General features: G+C 74.5%; 7 protein-coding genes. 5 read left to right on the forward strand and 2 right to left on the reverse strand.

Annotated features, from left to right (window positions below; translation table 11 throughout):
• Nucleotides 1-102 precede the first annotated feature (102 nt).
• Nucleotides 103-1641: an MFS transporter gene (locus tag ABZ479_RS30805; RefSeq protein ID WP_500464627.1), complete on the reverse strand. Its 1539-nt coding sequence runs from the start codon at nt 1639-1641 to the stop codon at nt 103-105.
• The gene (locus ABZ479_RS30810; RefSeq protein ID WP_499602641.1) at nt 1638-2045 is read right to left on the reverse strand and encodes a DUF3291 domain-containing protein; all 408 of its coding nucleotides are present in this window, start codon (nt 2043-2045) and stop codon (nt 1638-1640) included. The genes ABZ479_RS30805 and ABZ479_RS30810 overlap by 4 nt, the downstream gene beginning before the upstream one ends.
• Before the next feature lie 411 nt (nt 2046-2456).
• On the opposite strand from ABZ479_RS30810, the gene ABZ479_RS30815 reads away from it, so the two are divergent.
• The 5 genes from ABZ479_RS30815 to ABZ479_RS30835 are packed head-to-tail and all read left to right on the forward strand — an operon-like array spanning nt 2457 to nt 19451.
• The gene (locus ABZ479_RS30815) at nt 2457-3749 is read left to right on the forward strand and encodes an NAD(P)/FAD-dependent oxidoreductase (protein ID WP_500464628.1); all 1293 of its coding nucleotides are present in this window, start codon (nt 2457-2459) and stop codon (nt 3747-3749) included.
• A gap of 15 nt (nt 3750-3764) precedes the next feature.
• Complete coding sequence (locus ABZ479_RS30820; RefSeq protein WP_499602637.1) at nt 3765-4031, forward strand: acyl carrier protein; 267 nt, start codon at nt 3765-3767, stop codon at nt 4029-4031.
• Nucleotides 4015-4914, forward strand: coding sequence for a thioesterase domain-containing protein (locus ABZ479_RS30825; protein WP_500464629.1), 900 nt, complete (start codon nt 4015-4017; stop codon nt 4912-4914). Before ABZ479_RS30820 ends, ABZ479_RS30825 begins: the two co-directional genes overlap by 17 nt.
• Nucleotides 4915-4950: 36 nt before the next feature.
• Nucleotides 4951-11877, forward strand: a complete 6927-nt coding sequence (locus tag ABZ479_RS30830) for an SDR family NAD(P)-dependent oxidoreductase (RefSeq protein ID WP_500464630.1) — start codon at nt 4951-4953, stop codon at nt 11875-11877.
• Nucleotides 11878-11927: 50 nt separating this feature from the next.
• Complete coding sequence (locus tag ABZ479_RS30835; RefSeq protein WP_500464631.1) at nt 11928-19451, forward strand: beta-ketoacyl synthase N-terminal-like domain-containing protein; 7524 nt, start codon at nt 11928-11930, stop codon at nt 19449-19451.
• Nucleotides 19452-19458 lie beyond the last annotated feature (7 nt).

The raw sequence follows: 19458 nt of genomic DNA on the forward strand, positions 1-19458 counted from the left end.
GGGGCGGGGGGGGGGGGCCTCGGCCCGGGGGGGGGGGGGGGGGGGGGCCCCCCCCCCCCCCCCGCCCCCGCCCCGGCACCGGAGTCCCGCGTGCCCGCCGGGCTACGCCGCGGCCGGCTTGCGGGCCAGGAACACCGCGGCCAGCACGGCCGCCACGAAGGACACCCCGGCGACGACCAGAAGACCGGTGTGGATGCCCACCGTGAAGGACGCGCCGATCGCCTCCGTCACCGCGGGCGTCGAGCGGCCGCTGCCGCTCCCGCCGCTGCGCGCCACCTCCACGACCGCCCCGGCGACCGGCGGCGGCACATGGGCGGCCGTCAGCCGCCCCGGCAGCGCGCCGATGAACTTGACCGCCAGGACGGCGCCGAGCACCGAGGTCGCCAGCACCGAACCGATCTGCCGGAACGCGGTGACGGCGTTCGACGCGGCACCCATCTGCTCGGGTCGCACCACCGCGAACGCGGCCGCCGTCGACGGCGCGACGACCAGTCCGCTGCCCAGCCCGACCAGGGCCAGCCCCACCGCCGTGACCGCGTACGGGCTGTCCGGCTGCTGCCGCACCAGCACCACGGCGGCGGCGGCCGTCACCAGCGAACCCGCGGCCAGCAGACGGGCCGCGCCGACCCGCCCGGCGATCCGCTGCGCGGCCAGCGTGGACAGCACGAAGAACACCATCGCGGGCAGCAGCCGCACCCCCGTGGCCATCGGCGCGACCTCCTGGACCCGCTGCAGGAACAGCACTTGCAGGAAGATGACCCCGACGAACGCGAACAGCGCCGCCGCGGCCACCACCAGCGCCGCCGACACCCGCACCGAGCCCATCATGCGCACGTCCAGCATCGGCATCGCCGTACGCCGCTCCACCAGCACCAGCGCGACCAGCGACACGACGGCCACCGCCAGCGCCGTCACCACCACCGGGTCGTCGTAGCCGGTCCGGCCGCCGACCGCGATCCCGTACACCAGCGTGCCCAGGCCCAGCACGGACAGGCCCTGGCCGGGCAGGTCCAGCGGACGGTCGGGCACCTTCGACTCGCCCACCGCGTACAGCGCGACGGCGACCGTGACCACCGCGAGCGGGGTGTTGACCAGGTAGACCGCGGGCCAGTCGAAGCGGTCGAGCAACGCGCCGCCGAGCAGCGGCCCGACGGCCAGGCCGAGCCCGGACACCGACACCCACACCGTGATGTAGCGCAGCATGCGCGGCAGGTCGACGAAGAAGGTCGTCGTGATGATCGCCAGCGAGGTGGGCAGCACCAGCGCCCCGCCGATCCCGCTGACCGCCCGCCCCACCAGCACCTGCGGGTAGCCGCCGGCGGTGGCCACGACCAGTGAGCCGGCCGCCAGCGCGAACACGCCGGCCACGAACACCCGCCGCCGCCCGTAGCGTTCGCCGAGCGCGCCGCCCGACAGCACGCACGCGGCGACCACCAGGGTGTAGGTGCTGGACACCCAGCTCAGGTCGGCCGGCGCGACGTGCATGTCGACCTGCAGGGCGCGCAGCGTCGAGATCGCCGCCGTCACCTCGATGAACGACATGAACAGCCCGAGGCACGCGGCGAGCAGCACCAGCCGGCCGCGCGGCACCACCGGCTTCTGCGGTGCCTGGGCGGACGCCGCGCCCGCCACGGTGCTCACTTGGCCCGCTCCTTCTCGGCCAGACGCCGGGTGGCGTCGTCCCAGGCCACGGGCAGCCCGTCACGGGCGGTGGGGTAGAAGACGAACACCGAGCGGTCCATCACCTTGCGCAGCCGCGCCACGATCCGCGCGTGCGGGTCGGTGCGGGCGAAGGCGTCCAGCGCCTCCTGGTCCCGCCAGGCCGACAGCGTCCAGAACGTCCGCTTCAGCGGCTCCGCGCGCAGCGAGGCGCCGTACACACCCGGCGCGGACCGCACCTGCTTCCACACCACCAGCGACAGCAGGAAGAAACGCGGCACGCTCAGCAGCGACTTCACTTGGAGCTTGGAGGCCATGACCACGGCCTCGCCCGAGCCGGCGGACTCCTCGGCGGCGGCCCCGGGCATCCAGGGAATGGTGGGCATGGCGGCTCTCTCCTCTTCGGTACGGGTGCGCGGTCCACCGCGCCGTCGCGGCGGGAACTCCCGCCACCCACATGAGTCCCTCCCGTGAGCCTTCCGGACACCTCCGGGACGCCGATCGGCCCGTCCGCGCGGCAGTTGGCCTGTTCGCGCCCCCGGTGCCCGCCGGCCACCGATCCGGACACCCGGGACGGGCCGTATCGGCGGCCCCGATGGGCCGGAAACCGTCGGTGATGCGGTGTTTGACCCTCCGCCCCGCGCCGCCCTACGTTCCCTGTGCGCCGCCCGCCGCGCCGATCCGCGCGGGACACGGACGACTTCACGCCTTCAGAGGTCCCAGCCCTCTGCGCTCCAGCCGCCGTCGCCCAACGCGACCGGTTCCTGAGAACTGCTCGAGCCGAGGGGCCGCCTGCCATGACCACCCGTGTCGCTGTCGTCGGAGCCGGCATATCCGGTCTGTCCGCCGCGTACCACCTGCCCGACGACGTCGAAGTCACCGTCTACGAGAAGGAGGACCGCCCCGGCGGCCACGCCCTGACCGTCGAGGTGGAGGAGGACGGCCGCACCATCGGGATCGACACCGCCTTCGTGGTCTTCAACTCCCGGACGTACCCGCAGCTGACCGCCTTCTTCCAGGAGCTCGGGGCCACCGCCCTGGACCACACCGGCGGCTTCGACTTCTTCGACCTCGACCGCGGACTCGACTACGGCACCGCCGAGTTCGAGCTCACCGAGGAGGAGATCGCGCGGCGCTACCCCGCCGACTTCCTGCCCCTGTGGCGGGACGCCGAGCGCTTCCACCGCGAGGCCCCCCGCGACTTCCTGCGCAAGCGCACCGACATGGCCCTCGGCGAGTACCTGGACCGGGGCGGCTACTCCGAGGCCTTCAAGTACGGCTACGTGGTGCTGCTGGCCACCGCCGTCTGGTCGGTGCCGGCGGAGCTGATCTGGGAGATGCCGGCGACCACCGTCATCGCCTTCTTCATGTCGCACGACCCGGGCGGCCTCGGTGGCCGCTCGGTGGCGTGGAAGACCGTCTCCGGCGGCAGCGTCGAGTACGTCCGCCGGGTCGTCGCCGCGATCAACGGCAAGGTCCGCACCGGCAGCCCGGTCACCCGGGTCCGCGAGGAGCCCGGCCCGGACGGCGGCGTCGTCATCGGCACCGCCGCCGGCGAGGAGCGCTACGACTACGCGGTGCTCGCCTCGCACGCCGACCAGACCCTGGCCGTGCTGGAGCGACCCACCGCCGCGCAGGCCGGCGTCCTCGGCAAGGTCCGCTACAGCTCCACCCGGGCCGTGCTGCACACCGACCCGTCCGGCATGCCGCCGGACCGCTCCCGCTGGCAGAGCTGGAACTACGGCCTGAAGACCGTCGACGGCCGCACCCGCACCTGGGTCGCGTACCACATGAACTCCCTGCAGGGCTTCACCGCCCGCGAGGACTACTTCGTCACCCTCGACTGCCCGGTCGTCCCCCGCGACGAACTGGTCATCCGCGAGCTGCCGTTCACCCACCCGGTGATCGACCTGGACGTGCGCTCCATGCAGCGCACCATCTACGCCGTCAACGACACCGGCCGGATCAAGCTCGCCGGCTCGTACTTCCACTCGCCCAAGATCGGCCACGACCTGATCGGCTCCCACGAGGCCGGGTACGTCTCCGGGCTCAAGGCCGCCGAGTCCATCGCCCGCGACATCAAGAAGTGAAGTGAGGGAATCCCCATGCAGCGTGTCACCGCCGAGGAAGCGCAGGCCTGGCTGGTCGAGAAGCTCGCGGTCCGGCTGGAGGTCGAGCCGTCCCAGATCGACGTCGACCGCTACTTCGACGAGTTCGACCTCGACTCCACCGAGGCGCTGATCCTCGCCGGCGAACTGGAGAAGTGGCTCGGCTTCGAGCTGGAGGCGACCGCGCTCTGGTACCACCCCACCATCGCCGCGCTGTCGGAGCACATCGCCGAGGAGAACGCCCGCCATGTCGCAGCGGCCTGACCGCACCGCCGCCCGCCCGGCGCCCCGCCCGGTCCTCACGCCGCTGCGCGAGCCGGCCGGCGGGGCGGCCCGCCGGCTCTACGCCGTCCACCCGGGCGCGCTGGCGCCCACCGCGTGGCAGCCGCTCGCCGAACGGCTGCCCGAGGACACCGCGCTGTCCCTGCTCGACCTCGGCAACGTCCCGGAGTTCTTCGCTGCCGCGCTCGACCCGGACGTCTGCGGGGTCACCGTCGCCGGCTTGGCCGAACGCTGCCTCGCGGAGATCACCGCCTCGGCCCCCGCGGACACGCCGTTCTCGCTGGTCGGCTGGTCCTTCGGCGGGGTCGTCGGCTACGAGGTCGCCGCCCGGCTCGACGCCGCGGGACACGGCGCGCGGCTGGAGGAGCTCGTCCTCCTCGACAGCATCGCGCCCGTCCCCGCCTTCAAGCGCGCCGACGAGCTCCTGGACCCGGCGATGCTGCTCGACTGGTTCGCCATGTACCTCGGCGCCAAGCGCGGCCGCCCCCTCGTCCTGAGCGTCCCGCCGGTCGCCGGCACCGACGAGGGCCTGCCCGCGCTGCTGGCCGCGGCCACCGCACAGGGCGTCCTGCCCCCCGGCACCGAACTCGCCGGGCTGCGCAAGCTCTACGCCGCTTACCACGGCGGTCTGCTGCGCAACAACCGCTGCACCGCACCGTACGAACCCACTCCGCTCGACCGCACGGTCACCCTCGTCAAGCCGGAGCGCTCCCTGCTCCCGGACCGCGGTGACCTCGGCTGGAGCAGGCTCAGCACCCGCCCCGTGCGGCGGCTGGGCGTCCCCGGCGACCACTACACGATGCTCCGGGAGCCCACCGCCGTCGCCGTGCTCGCCGGACTGCTGGCCGCCCCGGCCGTCGCCTGAGCACTCGTGGATCCGCGCCCCCGCCACCCGGCGCCCATGACCGAGAGGACCGTCGTGCATCACTCACGTCTGGCCGAGACACCGATCGCCATCGTCGGGTTGGCCGGCCTGTTCCCCAAGTCGCGCGACCTGCGCGAGTTCTGGCACAACATCGTGGACGCCCGCGACTGCATCGAGGACGTCCCCGCGAGCCACTGGAACCCCGACGACCACTACGACCCGGACCCCGCCGCCGAGGACAAGACCTACGCCCGGCGCGGCGGGTTCCTGCCGGAGGTCGCCTTCAACCCCATGGAGTTCGGCCTGCCCCCGAACACCCTGGAGGTCACCGACATCCTCCAGCTGCTCTCGCTGACCGTCGCCCGCGACGTGCTGCGCGACGCGGGCACGGAGGGCGCGGACTGGTACGACGCGAGCCGGACCGGCGTGATCCTCGGCGTCACCGGCGCCAACTCCCTCACCCAGCCGCTCTCCGCGCGCCTGCAGACCCCCGTGCTCAAGGAGGTCGTGCGCAGCACCGGACTGAGCGAGGCCGACGCCGAGGAGATCGCCCGCCGCTTCAAGAAGGCCTACGTCCCGTGGGAGGAGAACTCCTTCCCGGGCATGCTCGGCAACGTCGTCGCCGGGCGCATCGCCAACCGCTTCGACCTGGGCGGCACCAACTGCACCGTCGACGCCGCCTGCGCAAGCTCGCTGGCCGCCGTCAAGCTCGCCGTCAGCGAGCTGATCGAGGGCCGCGCCGACCTGATGCTCACCGGCGGCTGCGACGCCGAGAACACCATCCTCATGTACATGTGCTTCAGCAAGACCCCGGCGTTCTCGAAGAGCCAGGTCATCAAGCCCTTCGACGAGTCCGCCGACGGCACGCTGATCGGCGAGGGCATCGGCATGCTCGCCCTCAAGCGGCTCGCCGACGCCGAGCGCGACGGCGACCGCGTCTACGCCGTGCTCCGCGGCATCGGCACCTCCAGCGACGGCCGCTTCAAGTCCATCTACGCCCCGCGCGCCGAGGGCCAGCAGCTCGCGCTGCGCCGCGCCTACGAGGACGCCGCCGTGCCCGCCGGCTCCGTCGAGCTCTTCGAGGCCCACGGCACCGGCACGGCGGTCGGCGACCACACCGAGCTGTCCGCCCTCGGGTCCTTCGTCGGCGACCAGCCGGGCTCCGGCGAGCTCGGCTACGCCGCCATCGGCAGCGTCAAGTCCCAGATCGGGCACACCAAGGCCGCCGCGGGCGCGGCCGGCCTCATCAAGCTGGCGCTCTCCCTGCACCAGAAGGTGCTGCCGCCCACCATCAACGTCGACCGGCCCAGCGAGGCCGTCGACCCGGCGCGCACCCCCTTCTACGTCAGCCCCCAGGCCCGCCCCTGGATCCTGGACCCCGCCCGCGACAAGCGGCGCGCCGCGGTCTCCTCCTTCGGCTTCGGCGGCACCAACTTCCACATGGTGCTGGAGGAGCACGACCCCGCCGCCGCCCGCACCGTGCTCGGCCCGGTCGCCCGCACCGGCCTGTGGCACGCCGCCGACCCCGAGGCGCTCGCCCGCCGCCTGGAGCAGGGCGCCGCCCCCGACCCGGCCGGCTGGATACCCGCGGGCGACGCGCGGCTCGGCATCGTCGCCCGCGACGACGCCGGCTTCGAGGAACTGCGGGCCGCCGCCGTGGAGCTGCTGCGCGCCAAGCCCGATGCGTCCTCCTGGCAGCACCCCAAGGGCATCACCTACCGCCGCGCCGGCCTCCCGTCCGGGACGAAGACGGCCGCCGTCTTCGCCGGGCAGGGCAGCCAGTACGTCGGCATGGGCCGCCGGGCCGCCCTCGCCCTGCCGCCCGTCCTCGCCGCGTACGACAGGGCCAACCGCATCAGCGCCGGCCCGGAGACCCTCGGCCGGGTCGTCTTCCCGCCGCCCGCCTTCGACGACGCCACGCGCACCGCGCAGGAGGAGGCGCTGCGCCGCACCGAGTTCGCGCAGCCCGCCATCGGCGCCCTGTCCGCGGGGCAGTTCGCCTGGTTCCGCGAGCTGGGCTTCGCCCCCGACGGCGCCGTCGGCCACTCCTTCGGCGAGCTCACCGCGCTGTGGGCGGCCGGCGCCCTCGACGACGACGGCTTCGCCGAACTGGCCCGCGCCCGCGGGCTGGCCATGGCCCCGCCGAGCGCGGCCGCCGCCGACTTCGACCCGGGCGCCATGGCCGCCATACGCGCCGAACTCGGCGAGGTGCAGGGGCTCGTCGCCACCTACCGCAGCGTCGCCATCTGCAACATCAACGCCCCCGGCCAGATCGTCGTGGGCGGCCCCACCGCCGAGGTCGACCGCCTCGTCGCCGACGTCGCCGCCCGCCGGATCCCCGCCAAGCGGCTGCCGGTCTCCGCCGCCTTCCACACCCGCTTCGTCGCCCATGCCGCCGACGCCTTCCGCGCGGCCGTCGACCGCGTCGGCCTCGGCACGCCGCGCATCCCCGTCTACGCCAACACGCCGGGCGCGGTGTACGGCACCGACGCGGACGCCAACCGCGCCACGCTCGTCGAGCAGCTGCTGCAGCCCGTCGCGTTCCAGACCCGCATCGAGGAGATGTACGCGGACGGCTACCGCGTCTTCGTGGAGTTCGGGCCCAAGCGCGTGCTGTCCGACCTCGTGGACCGCATCCTCGACGGGCGCGGCGACGTGGTCACCGTCGCGGTCGACGGCGGGCCCAGCAAGGACGGCGAGGTCTCGCTGAAGCGGGCCGCCGTCGAACTGGCCGTGCTGGGCCTCCCGGTCACCGGCATCGACGACCACGCCGAACCGCTCCCGGAGGCACCCGTCCGCAAGGGCCTCACGATCCCGCTGCGGGGCGTCAACTACGTCTCCGACGCCCGGCGCGAGGCGTACACGAAGGCCCTGGCGGAGCCTGTGGTCACGCTCGCGGCGCAGGCCCCGGTGCCGACGCCGGTGGCGGTGCCGGTGGCGGCTGTGGAGGCGGTCCCGTCCGACGCCCTCGGCGACCTCGTCCGCGAGGGGCTGGGGCTCCAGGCCGAGATCCTCGACGCCCACGTCACCACCGTCCGCGAGGCGATCACCTCCCTGGAGCGGACCGTCCGCGCGGGCGGTCACCCCGACACGGACGCCGCCCTGCGGCTCATCGAGCAGCACGGCAGCTCCATCACGGCCGCCCACGAGCGTGCGACCCGCCTGCTGATCGACGCCCTCCGCGGTGACGACGCACCCCCGCCGGCCGCCGCACCGGCGCCCGCCGCCGAGCCCGCGGAGGCCACGGAGGCCGCGGAGGTTGCCGCGGAGGTTCCTGCTCCCGCCGCCAGTGGCGCTGTGTTGGACGCGTTGCTTGAGGTGGTGGCGGAGAAGACGGGTTATCCGGCGGAGATGTTGGAGCCGGGTATGGATCTGGAAGCTGATCTGGGGATCGATTCGATCAAGCGGGTTCAGATCATGGGGGCGTTGCAGGAGCGGTTCCCGGTGTCGGGGGACATCGACCCGGAGCGTCTGGGTGAGTTGCGGACCCTGGACGACATCGCCGGGTTCCTGGGCGGTGTCTCGGCGCCTGCGCCTGTTGTGGCCGATTCCGTGGAGGTTCCTGCTCCTGCGCCTGCGCCCGCGGTTCCCGCCGTGAGTGGCGCTGTGCTGGATGCGTTGCTTGAGGTGGTGGCGGAGAAGACGGGTTATCCGGCGGAGATGTTGGAGCCGGGTATGGATCTGGAAGCTGATCTGGGCATTGACTCGATCAAGCGGGTTCAGATCATGGGGGCGTTGCAGGAGCGGTTCCCGGTGTCGGGGGACATCGACCCGGAGCGTCTGGGTGAGTTGCGGACCCTGGATGACATCGCCGGGTTTCTCGGTGGGGTGTCCGCACCGGCGTCTGCGTCTGCGTCTGCGCCGGAGTCCGCGCCTTTGGAGGTTCCTGCTCCCGCCGCCAGCGGCGCTGTGTTGGACGCGTTGCTTGAGGTGGTGGCGGAGAAGACGGGTTATCCGGCGGAGATGTTGGAGCCGGGTATGGATCTGGAAGCTGATCTGGGCATTGACTCGATCAAGCGGGTTCAGATCATGGGGGCGTTGCAGGAGCGGTTCCCGGTGTCGGGGGACATCGACCCCGAGCGTCTGGGTGAGCTGCGGACCCTGGATGACATCGCCGGGTTCCTCGGTGGGGTGTCCGCACCGGCAGCTGTACCGGCGCCCGTGGAGGTTTCTGCTCCCGCCGCTGCCGCCAGTGGCGCTGTGTTGGATGCGTTGCTTGAGGTGGTGGCGGAGAAGACGGGTTATCCGGCGGAGATGTTGGAGCCGGGTATGGATCTCGAGGCTGATCTGGGGATCGATTCGATCAAGCGGGTTCAGATCATGGGGGCGTTGCAGGAGCGGTTCCCGGTGTCGGGGGACATCGACCCCGAGCGTCTGGGCGAGCTGCGGACCCTGGACGACATCGCCGGGTTCCTCGCCGGCGCGTCCGCCCCTGCCCCCGCCGCCCCTGCCGCCCCGAGCCGTCCGGAGGCGCCGCTGACGGTGACGTACCCCGCCGCGCCCGGGGTCGGCCGGACGTTCGCGGCGTTGCGTGAACTGCCCGCGCCGTACGCGGTCGTGGGTGCGTACGCCGAGCAGCGGACCGCGCTCGTGGTGGACGACGGTTCGACGCTGACCCGGCCGGTGGTGGCCGCGCTGCGCGCGGACGGCTGGCGGGTGGAGGTCGTGGGGCTGCCCGACGGGGTGGCGACGGCCGCCGAGGCCGACGACGTACGGTCGCTGCGGACCTGGGACGCCGGTGAGCTGGCCCGCGTCGTGACGGCGGACCGGCTCGACCTCGTCGTCCAGGTGGCGGCGGCGTCCGGGGTGGAGTGGGCCGATGCCGCCCGGCGGCTGGCGCACACCGTGCTCGTCGCCCGGCAGACGCAGCCCGCGCTGAAGGCCGCGGCCGCCGGTGGCACACGGGCGGCGTTCGTGGCGGTCACGCGGCTGGACGGGGCCGGCGGCTACCGCGGCGGCGCGTCCGGCGCGTCCGGCTCGGCGCTGCTGGGCGGGGTGAGCGGACTGGTGAAGACCCTCGCCATCGAGGTGCCCGAACTCTTCACCCGGACCGTGGACTTCGCGCCCGGCCTGGACGACCACGCGGTCGCGGCCCGCTTCCTGGGCGAGATCAAGGACCTGGCCGCCGACCTCGCCGACGTCGGGCACGACGCCGAGGGCCGCCGCACCGTCGTGCCGGCCGCGGAGGCGCCCGCCGGGCCCGCGGCGGCCGTGCCGGAGCTCGGCGCGGACGACCTGCTCGTGGTGACCGGCGGGGCGCGCGGGATCACGGCGGACTGCCTGCGGGCGCTGGTGGAGGCCCGCCCTGCCGGGCTGCTGCTGCTCGGCCGCAGCGAGGCCGCCCCGGAGCCCGGCTGGGCGACGGGGCTGGAGGGCGCGGCGCTGAAGGGCGCGATCGCCCGGCGGATCGCCGACCGCGGCGAGAAGCCGACCCCGCGCGGGGTGGAGGCGGTCTACCGGGAGGTGGCGGGCGGCCGCGAGATCGCGGAGAACCTGCGCCGGCTGCGGGACTGCGGCGGCAGCGTCGAGTACGTCGCCGTCGACATCACCGACGCCGCCGCCGTGCGGACCGCCCTGGCCCCGTACGCGTCCCGGGTCACCGGGGTCGTGCACGGCGCGGGCGTGCTGGCCGACCGGCTGATCGCGGACAAGACGGCGGAGGAGGTCGACCGGGTCATCGGCACCAAGGTCGTGGGCCTGGGCAACGTGCTGGACGCGCTGCGCGGCACCGCCGACCTGCGGCACCTGGTGTTCTTCTCCTCCGTCGCCGGGTTCTTCGGCAACCGCGGCCAGTCCGACTACGCAGCGGCCAACGAGGCGCTGAACCGGCTCGCCGTGCGGCTCAAGCGGGAGCTGCCGTCGGCCCGGGTGACCTCGGTCAACTGGGGCGCCTGGGACGGCGGGATGGTCACCGACGACCTGCGCCGGATGTTCGCCTCGCGCGGGGTGGAGTTGGTGCCGGTCGCGACCGGCGCGGGCATGTTCGCCGAGCAGTTCACCGCGGGGCGCGGGCACGACACGGTCGTCGTGGCGGGCCCGCTGAAGCCGCTGTCGGCGCCGCCCGCGACCGGGTCGGACGCGCCGGTGTCGCTGCTGGTGGACCGCGGGCTGGACCGGCTGGCCGCGGAGGCGGTGCTGGCCGACCACGCGATCGGCGGCAGGCGGGTGCTGCCCGCCACCGCCGCGGTGGGCGCCCTGCTCAACGCCGTCGAGACGGCGACCGGCGGGACGGCCGGTGAGGTGAGCGGGTTCAAGGTCTTCAAGGGGGTCGTCCTGGACGGCGCCGAGGGCGAGGTCCCCGAGCGGCTGCGGCTGTTCGTGGAACCCGGCCGCGACGCCGGCCCCGGCACCCTGGACGTGCTGGCCTCCGCCGTGGACACCACCGGGCGCAGCCGTCCCGCGTACGGCGGCACCGTCGGCACGGCCGGTCCGGGCCCGCGTCCCGCGGACCGTACCGACCTGGCGCAGGCGGCCCGCACGACGGGCGGCACCGACGCCGGCTACCTCTACCGCGACGGCACCCTCTTCCACGGACCGACGCTGCGCGGACTGCGCAGGATCATCGCCTCGGACGAGCACCGGCTGCTGCTCGGCGCACGTCTGGGCGACCCCGTCCCGGCGCACGGCGCGTACCACGGCCTGCGGCACAGCCCCGTCCTGGCCGACCTGCTGCTGCAGGCCGGGCTGGTGTGGGTGCGGCTGTTCCGCGGCCGGGCGAGCCTGCCGATGGAGGTCTCCCGGATCCGGTTCTTCGCCCCCCTCCCCGCCGACGAGGACTTCCTGGTCGCGGTGGAGGACGTCCGGCCGGCCACGACCGGGGTCACCTGCACGATCACCGCGCTGGACCGCGAGGGCCGGGTCCTGCAGGTGCTCGACGGGGTGACGTTGGTCGAGGACCCGGAACTGGAGGGCAAGTTCGGGCCGTCCGCACGGACCGGCGCGACCGCCGTCGTCCCGGTCTGACGACCGCCGACCCGACCGGACCGACTCGGACACTCGGAGGCTGACCCACCATGGGCAAGTACGCGATCGTCGGCCTGGCCTGCCTCTTCCCGGGGGCGGCGACACCCGACGACTACTGGCGGAACCTGACCGGCGGCGTGGACTCGCGCACCGACGGGGACAGCCGGATCTTCGGGCAGGACCCACGGGTCCGCGAGACCGACCCCGACGACCGGCACCGCATCTACTGCACCCGGGGCGGGTTCCTCGCGGAGGGGGACGCGACGGCCTTTGACCCGAACGGATACCTGCTCCCGCCCGACTACCTGGCCCACCTGGACCGCTCGTTCCACTGGGCGCTCCGGGTGGCCGGGGACGCCCTGGCCGACGCGGGCTCTCCCCCCGGCGCCGCGGCCGGCCGGAGCGGACGGAGGACCGGGGTGGTGTTCGGGAACTACCCGTTCCCCACCCCGGCCTCCGGCAGGGTCGCCGGCGAGTTGTGGGACTCGGCGGTGGCCCGGGGACTGGCGGACGCCGGTCTCCCCACGGCGGCTCCCGGCGGCGACCCCGCCGGGGCCGCCGGCCCGGCGGGCACCGCCACCGCCCACAACCTGTGGGCGGGCGGCATGCCCGCCCAGGTGGTGGCCGCGGCCCTCGGCCTCGACGGTCCGCGCTTCACCCTGGACGCCGCCTGCTCCTCCGCGCTGTACGCGCTGAAGCTGGCCTGCGCCCACCTGGAGACGGGCCGCGCCGACCTGATGCTGGCGGGCGGGGTCTGCGCCCCCGACCCGACCGTCATCCACCTGTCCTTCTCCGACCTGCGGGCCTATCCGCCGGACGGGTTCAGCCAGCCCTTCGACGCCCGCTCGCGGGGCATCGTCACCGGTCAGGGCGCCGCCATGGTCGCCGTGAAGCGGCTGGCCGACGCCCGGCGCGACGGCGACCGGGTGTACGCCGTCGTCGACGCGCTGGCGCTCACCAACGACGGCCCCGGCAAGCACATGCTGGTGCCCAACGCCGCCGGGCAGCTCGCCGCGTACGAACTCGCCTACCGCGAGGCGGGCGTGGACCCCTCGGCCGTCCAGTACCTGGAGTGCCACGCCACCGGCACCCCGCTCGGCGACAGCACCGAACTCGGCGGAGTCGAGGCGTTCTTCGGGCGCGGGCCGCTGCTGGGCTCGGTCAAGTCCAACATCGGCCACCTGCTGACCGTCGCCGGCATGACCAGCCTCATCAAGGTCGTCCTGGGTCTGACGCACGGCGCGATCCCGCCCACCATCGGTGTCGGGCAGCCCCTGCCGGGCACCGTGGCCGACCGGGTCGTCCGCGAGGCGGTGGCCTGGCCGGAGCCCGCGGGCGGCGGGCCGCGCCGGGCCGGCGTCTCCGCCTTCGGCTTCGGCGGCACGAACGCGCACGTCGTCCTCTCGGCCCCCGACCCCGACCGCGCTGTGGAGCCGGCACCCCCGGCGACGCCGGTGCCGCCGCTCGCCGTCATCGGCATGGGCGCGCACTTCGGCTCGTTCACCACCCTGGACGCCTTCGAGCGCGCCGGGTACGAGGGCCTGGACGCCGTGCGCGCCCTGCCCGGACAGCGGTGGCGCGGCTTCGAGGACGTCGGGGGCGGCCCCCTGGACCGGGCCGGGCTCGCCGGCGAGCACGCCCCGCGGGCGGCGTACGTCGAGGAGTTCGAGGTCGACGCGACCTCGTACCGGATCCCGCCCAGGGACCTCGACCACTTCAACCAGCAACACCTGCTGATGATGCGCGTCGCCGAGGAGGCGCTGCGCGAAGCCGGGTACGAGCGGCCGCGCCCCGGCGCCGGCACGGACGCGGGGCCGCGCCGGGTCGCCGTCGTCGTCGGCATGGAGATGGAACCGAGCGCGCACGGCCACGGCTCCCGCTACGAACTGGGCCGCAAGATCGCCGACTGGTGCGCGGAGGCCGGCGTGGAGCCCGCGCCCGGGCAGCTCGCCGAGCTCACCCGGGCCGCCCGCAACGGCGTCCACGACTCCATCGAGCCCAACGAGGTGCTCAGCTACATCGGCAACATCATGGCCAGCCGGGTCTCCTCGCTGTGGAACCTGACGGGCCCCTCCTTCACGCTCTCCTCCGACAGCTCCGTGGGCGTCGACGCCCTCGACGTGGCCCGGCTGCTGCTGCTCGACCCGACCGTCGAGGCCGTCCTCGTCGGCGCCGTCGACCTCGCGGCCGGCCCCGAGAACACCCTCGCCCGCGAACTGCTGGAACCCGGCTCGGTCCGGGACGGGCTGCGGGTGCTCGGCGAGGGCGCCGGGGCCGTCGTCGTCACCCGGCCCGCGTCGGTGCCGCGGGGACGGACCGTGTACGCCACCGTCGAGTCCGTCGCCGTCCACCACTCCGGCGACGTGACCCCCGGCGCCCGCCCCGAACTGGTCGCCCGCGCCGCCGAGGACGCGCTCGCCGCCGCCGGGCTCACCCCGGCCGACGTCGAACTCGTCGAGGCGGGCGCCGCGAGCGCCGCCGAACTCGACGGCCTGGCCGGGGTCTGGACCCGCGAGCGGGCCGGCGGCGAACTGCGCACCGCGCTGTCCGGCGTCCACGCCTGCGTCGGCGACACCGGCTGCGCCTCCGCGCTCGCCTCCGTCATCCGGGCCGCGCTGTGCCTGCACCACGCCTACCTCCCGGCCGTCCCGGGCGGCGGATCCGTCCCGGCGCCTCCGGACGGCTCCGCCTTCTTCCTCCCCGCCGACTCCCGGCCCTGGCTGCGGGCCCGGCGCGAGGGACGGCGCGCGGCGTCGGTGAGCGTCACCGGCACGGCGGGCAGCCACGCCCACGTCGTCCTGGGCGGCGCCACGGTGCGCGGCGAGGTCACCGGGACCGACTGGGCCCGCTCCGGCGGCGGCCTGGTCGTCCCCGTCGGCGCCGACGACATCGACGGACTGCTGCGCGGGCTCGGCGAGCTGCGTGCCGCCCTCGACGGCGACTGGACGGCCCTCGCCGAGGACCGCCCGGCCCGGCTCAAGGCCGTCCTCGTCGCCGACGACGCCGCCGGGCTCGCCCGGCAGATCGACCAGGCCGTCAAGGACCTGCCGCAGGTGTGGCGGTCGGGCGGGGAGTGGACCTCGCCCTCCGGCAGCCACTTCACCTCCCGGCCGATCGGCGCCGGGGCAGCGGCAGGAGCAGGAGCAGGGGCAGGAGCAGGGGCAGGGGCCGGTCCGGGCGCGGGCTCCGGCCCGGCGGCCAAGGTCGCCCTGGTCTTCCCCGGTGCCTTCAACTCCTACCTGGGACTGGGACGTTCCCTCTTCCGCGCCTTCCCCGGGCTGCTGCCCCGCTTCGAGGCCCAGGCCGAACTCCCGGCCGAACTCCTGCGCAGCGCCGCCCTCTACCCGCGCTCCCGCGAGCCACTCGGGCGCCGCGAAATGATGCGGCGGGAGGGCGAACTCGTCGAGGACATCCCGCTGATGCTGGCCGCCGGCACCAGCTACGCGCTGCTCTCGACGGACCTGGTGCGGGAGGTCCTGGGCGTCCCCGTGCAGGGCGCGTTCGGCTACAGCCTCGGCGAGAGCAGCATGCTCTTCGCCACCGGCGGCTGGATCAAGAGCGCCCGCGGGGACGCGAAGATCAGCGCCTCACCGCTCTTCGACGACATGCTGCGCGGGCCCAAGCGCACGGTGCGCGAACTGTGGGGACTCGGCGACGACGTCCCCGACGCGCGGGTGTGGGCCACCCATGTGCTGCTGGCCCCGGCCGACGGCGTACGGGCGGCCGTCGAGCGCTTCGACCGGGTCTTCATCACCCACGTCAACACCCCGCAGGAGGTCGTGGTCGCCGGCGACCCCGCGCAGTGCGAGGAGCTGATCGCCGCCCTGGCCTGCCGCAGCGCCCGCTCCCCGGCCAACCACGTCATGCACTGCCCGGTCGTCGACGGCGTCCTCGGCGAACTCGCCGACCTCAACCGCTACCCGACGGGCGACGTCGGCGGCCTGACGCTCTACAGCAGCCGGCACTACGCGCCCGTGACCGACCTGGGCGCGGACGCCGTCGCGGCCAACATCGCCGTCACGCTGCGGGAGACCGTCGACTTCCCGCGGCTGGTGCGGCGGGCGTACGAGGACGGCTTCCGCTGCTTCATCGAGGTCGGGCCGAGCAGCACGTGCGCCCGCTGGATCCACGAGACGCTCGGGGACCTGCCGCACGTGGCGGTCTCCGTCGACCGGCGCGGGGCACGCGGCGCCACCGACATCGCCCGCCTCGTGGCCCGTCTCGCCTCCCACGGCGTCCCCGTCGACCTCGGCGCGTTCGCGCCCCCGCCGTCCGTGTCCGCGTCCGCCGGGCGGCGCCCGGTCGGGCTGCGCACGTTCACCGTGGGCGGCGCGCCCGTCGCGCCGCTCGTCGCGGAGGGGGCCCGCCCGGTGGTGGCGGGGCTGCGGCGGGGTGCGGTCGTGGAGGCCGGCCCTCCGGCGGCCGCCGCCGGGGGGTCTCCCGCCCGGTCGCCCCTTCCCGGTGAGCGGGCGCCGGATGGCGGTGGACCCGTTCCGGTCGCCGCGGCAGTTCCTGCCGAGCCGCCCGTGCCCGTCGCGGTGGAGCGCGTGCCCGTCGTGGCCTCGCCCGGGGGCCGGGCCATTCCCGGTGCGCAGACGCCGGACGCCGGCGCATCCGTGCCCGCCGTCGTGGGGCGCGTCGCACCCGCTCCCGCCGAGGCGCCCGGGCCCGTCGCGGGCCGTACGCACGGCGGGACGGCCGGGCCGTCCGCCGAGAACGTCATCCCTGCCCCGGCGAACGCCGTGGGCGCCGACCCCGCCACGGAATGGGACACCGCGATGCCGATCAGCCCCGCCGCACAGCCGCCCGCACCAGCGCTCGTGCTGGAGCGGGAGCCGATCACGATGATCCCGGCCGCCGCGACCGCGGCCCCGGCCGCCGACGCCCCGCCGGCCCGGCCTGCCCCACGCCGGGAGCCGCACGAGCCGCCGGGGCCCGCCATCTTCGGGGCGCCGCTGCCCGTGCAGCCGCCGAAGCAGGAGACGACCGCCGCACTCGTGCGGGGGCTGCGCAGCGAGATGCTGGAGGCCCACCGCGAGGTGCTGGACGCCCAGCGGGCGCTGCGCGACCAACTGGCCGCCCTGCTGGCCGCCCCCGCCGCTCCCGCCGCGGCGGCCCCCGCCACCCCCGCCGTGACGCCCTCCGCCCCCGCTCTTGTGCGTCCGCCCAAGCCGGAGGGCGTCGTCTGGGACGAGCACGACCTCCTGGAGTTCGCCACCGGGAAGATCGGCAACGTCTTCGGCCCGCGCTTCGCCGAGATCGACGCCCACCGCCGCCGCGTCCGGCTGCCCGCCCCGCCCTACCACTTCGCCACCCGCGTGACCGCGCTGGAGGCCGAACCCGGCGAGTTCAAGCCCTCGTTCATCCGCACCGAGTACGACGTGCCGCTCGACGCCTGGTACGCCGTCGACGGCCAGGTGCCCCCGGCGGTGACGATCGAGGCGGGCCAGTGCGACCTGCTGCTGATCAGCTACCTCGGCATCGACCTCACCAACCGCGGCGACCGCGTCTACCGCCTGCTCGACAGCAGCCTCAGCTTCGTCGGCGACCTGCCGCGCGTCGGCCAGACCCTGCGCTACGACATCTGGATCGACCAGTTCGTGCGGCAGGGCGACACGACGCTGTTCTTCTTCCACTACGACTGCTACGCCGACGGCGAGCTGATCCTGAAGCTGAACAACGCCTGCGCGGGCTTCTTCACCGACGACGAGCTGGAGAACTCACTCGGCATCATCCAGGGCAGGGCCGTACCGCCCAGGGGCGACGCCGCGTTCTCCGGGGCGAGCTCCTTCAAGCCCGTGCAGCCCACCTCCCGCACCGCCCTGACCGCCGGCGACCTCGCCGCGCTCGCCGAGGGCCGGATCGCGGACGTCTTCGGCCCCGGCCACCGGCAGCCCGCGGGGTGCAACACCTCGCTGCGCCTGCCCGGCGAGCGGCTGCGCATGGCCGACGAGGTCACCCTGCTCGACCGCAGGGGCGGTACGCACGGACTCGGCCGGATCGAGGCCGTCAAGCACCTCGTCCCCGACGGCTGGTACTTCACCTGCCACTTCCCGGACGACCCGGTGCTCGCCGGCTCACTGGTCGCCGAGGGCGCGGTGCAGCTGCTGGAGGTGTACGCGATGTCCCTCGGCCTGCACCTGTGCTTCCCCGACGCCCGCTTCCAGCCCGTCCAGGGCCTCACCACGGAGGTCAAGGTCCGCGGCCAGATCACCCCGGCCACCGAGCGCATCGAGTACCGCATCGACGTCACCGGGCTGACCCTGCTGCCCCGTCCCGCCGTCACCGCGGACGTGGTCGTGCTGCGCGACGGCAAGCCCTCGATCGGCGTCACCGGCCTCGGGATCCGCCTGGTCGAGAAGCCCGGCACCCCGTACCGCCCGGAGACCGGCGGCACGGTGCCGCACTTCCTCGGCCGGCTCAGCCCCGCGAGCGGGAAGCCCGCGCTGCTCAACGAGTTCCACATGGCGCACGCCGCCAAGGGCGACCTGGCCGTCGCGATGGGCCCCGAGTTCGAGGTGTACGCCGACAGCCGGGCCCCGTACATCCCCAACGGCGACTTCCTCTTCGTCGACCGCGTCATGGAGCTGGAGGGGACCCGCGGCGTGCTGAAGAAGGGCGCCGTCATGGTCACCGAGTACGACGTGCCGGAGGACGCCTGGTACTACGCGCACAACGGGCACCCCTCCATGCCGAACTGCGTCTACATGGAGTCCAGCCTCCAGGCGGCCATCCTCCTCGGCTACTACCTGGGCGCCACGCTGCCCTTCCCCGACGAGCAGTTCAGCATCCGCAACCTCGACGGGCGCGCCACCCTCGTCAAGGACGTCGACCTGCGCGGCAAGACCGTCCGGCACCGCTCGACGCTGCTGTCCAGCGACCGGATGCCCGGCTCGATCCTGCAGAACTACGCGTACGAACTCTCCACCGACGGTGAGGTCTTCTACCGCGGCGAGTCCCTCTTCGGCTACTTCAACGCCAAGGCCCTGGAGAACCAGGTCGGCCTCGACAAGGGCGCCCACGTCCTGCCCTGGCTGGACCGGCAGCCGGCCCGCCCGGCCGGCGTCCGCCGCGTCGGCCTGGCCGCCCACCGCGCCGCCGAGGCCGCCCGCGGCACGACCCGGCTGGCCGGCGGCCACCTTGACCTCGTCGAGTGGGTCGACGTGCTGCCCGGCGGCGGCGAGCACGGCCGCGGCTACCTGCGCGGCCACCGCTCCATCCGCCCCGACGATTGGTACTTCAGCTGCCACTTCCACCGCGACCCGGTGATGCCCGGATCGCTGGGCGTGGAGGCGCTGCTGCAGGGCCTGCAGGTGTACGCCGTCGAGGCCGGGCTCACCGACGGGCTGGTCAACCCGCGCTTCGCGCTCGCCGCCGGCACCGAGACGACCTGGAGCTACCGCGGCCAGATCCTGCGCACCGACCCGGACATGGAGTTCGACGTGCACGTCAAGGAGGTGCGCCGCGAACCGGGCCGGATCCTGCTGCTCGGCGACGCGAGCGTCTGGAAGTCGACCCTGCGGATCTACCGGCTGGGCGGCATCGGCATCGAGATCCACCACGACCAGGCCTGAGCAAGCG

This window comes from Streptomyces sp. NPDC005722, assembly GCF_040630935.1.
Taxonomy (GTDB): domain Bacteria; phylum Actinomycetota; class Actinomycetes; order Streptomycetales; family Streptomycetaceae; genus Actinacidiphila.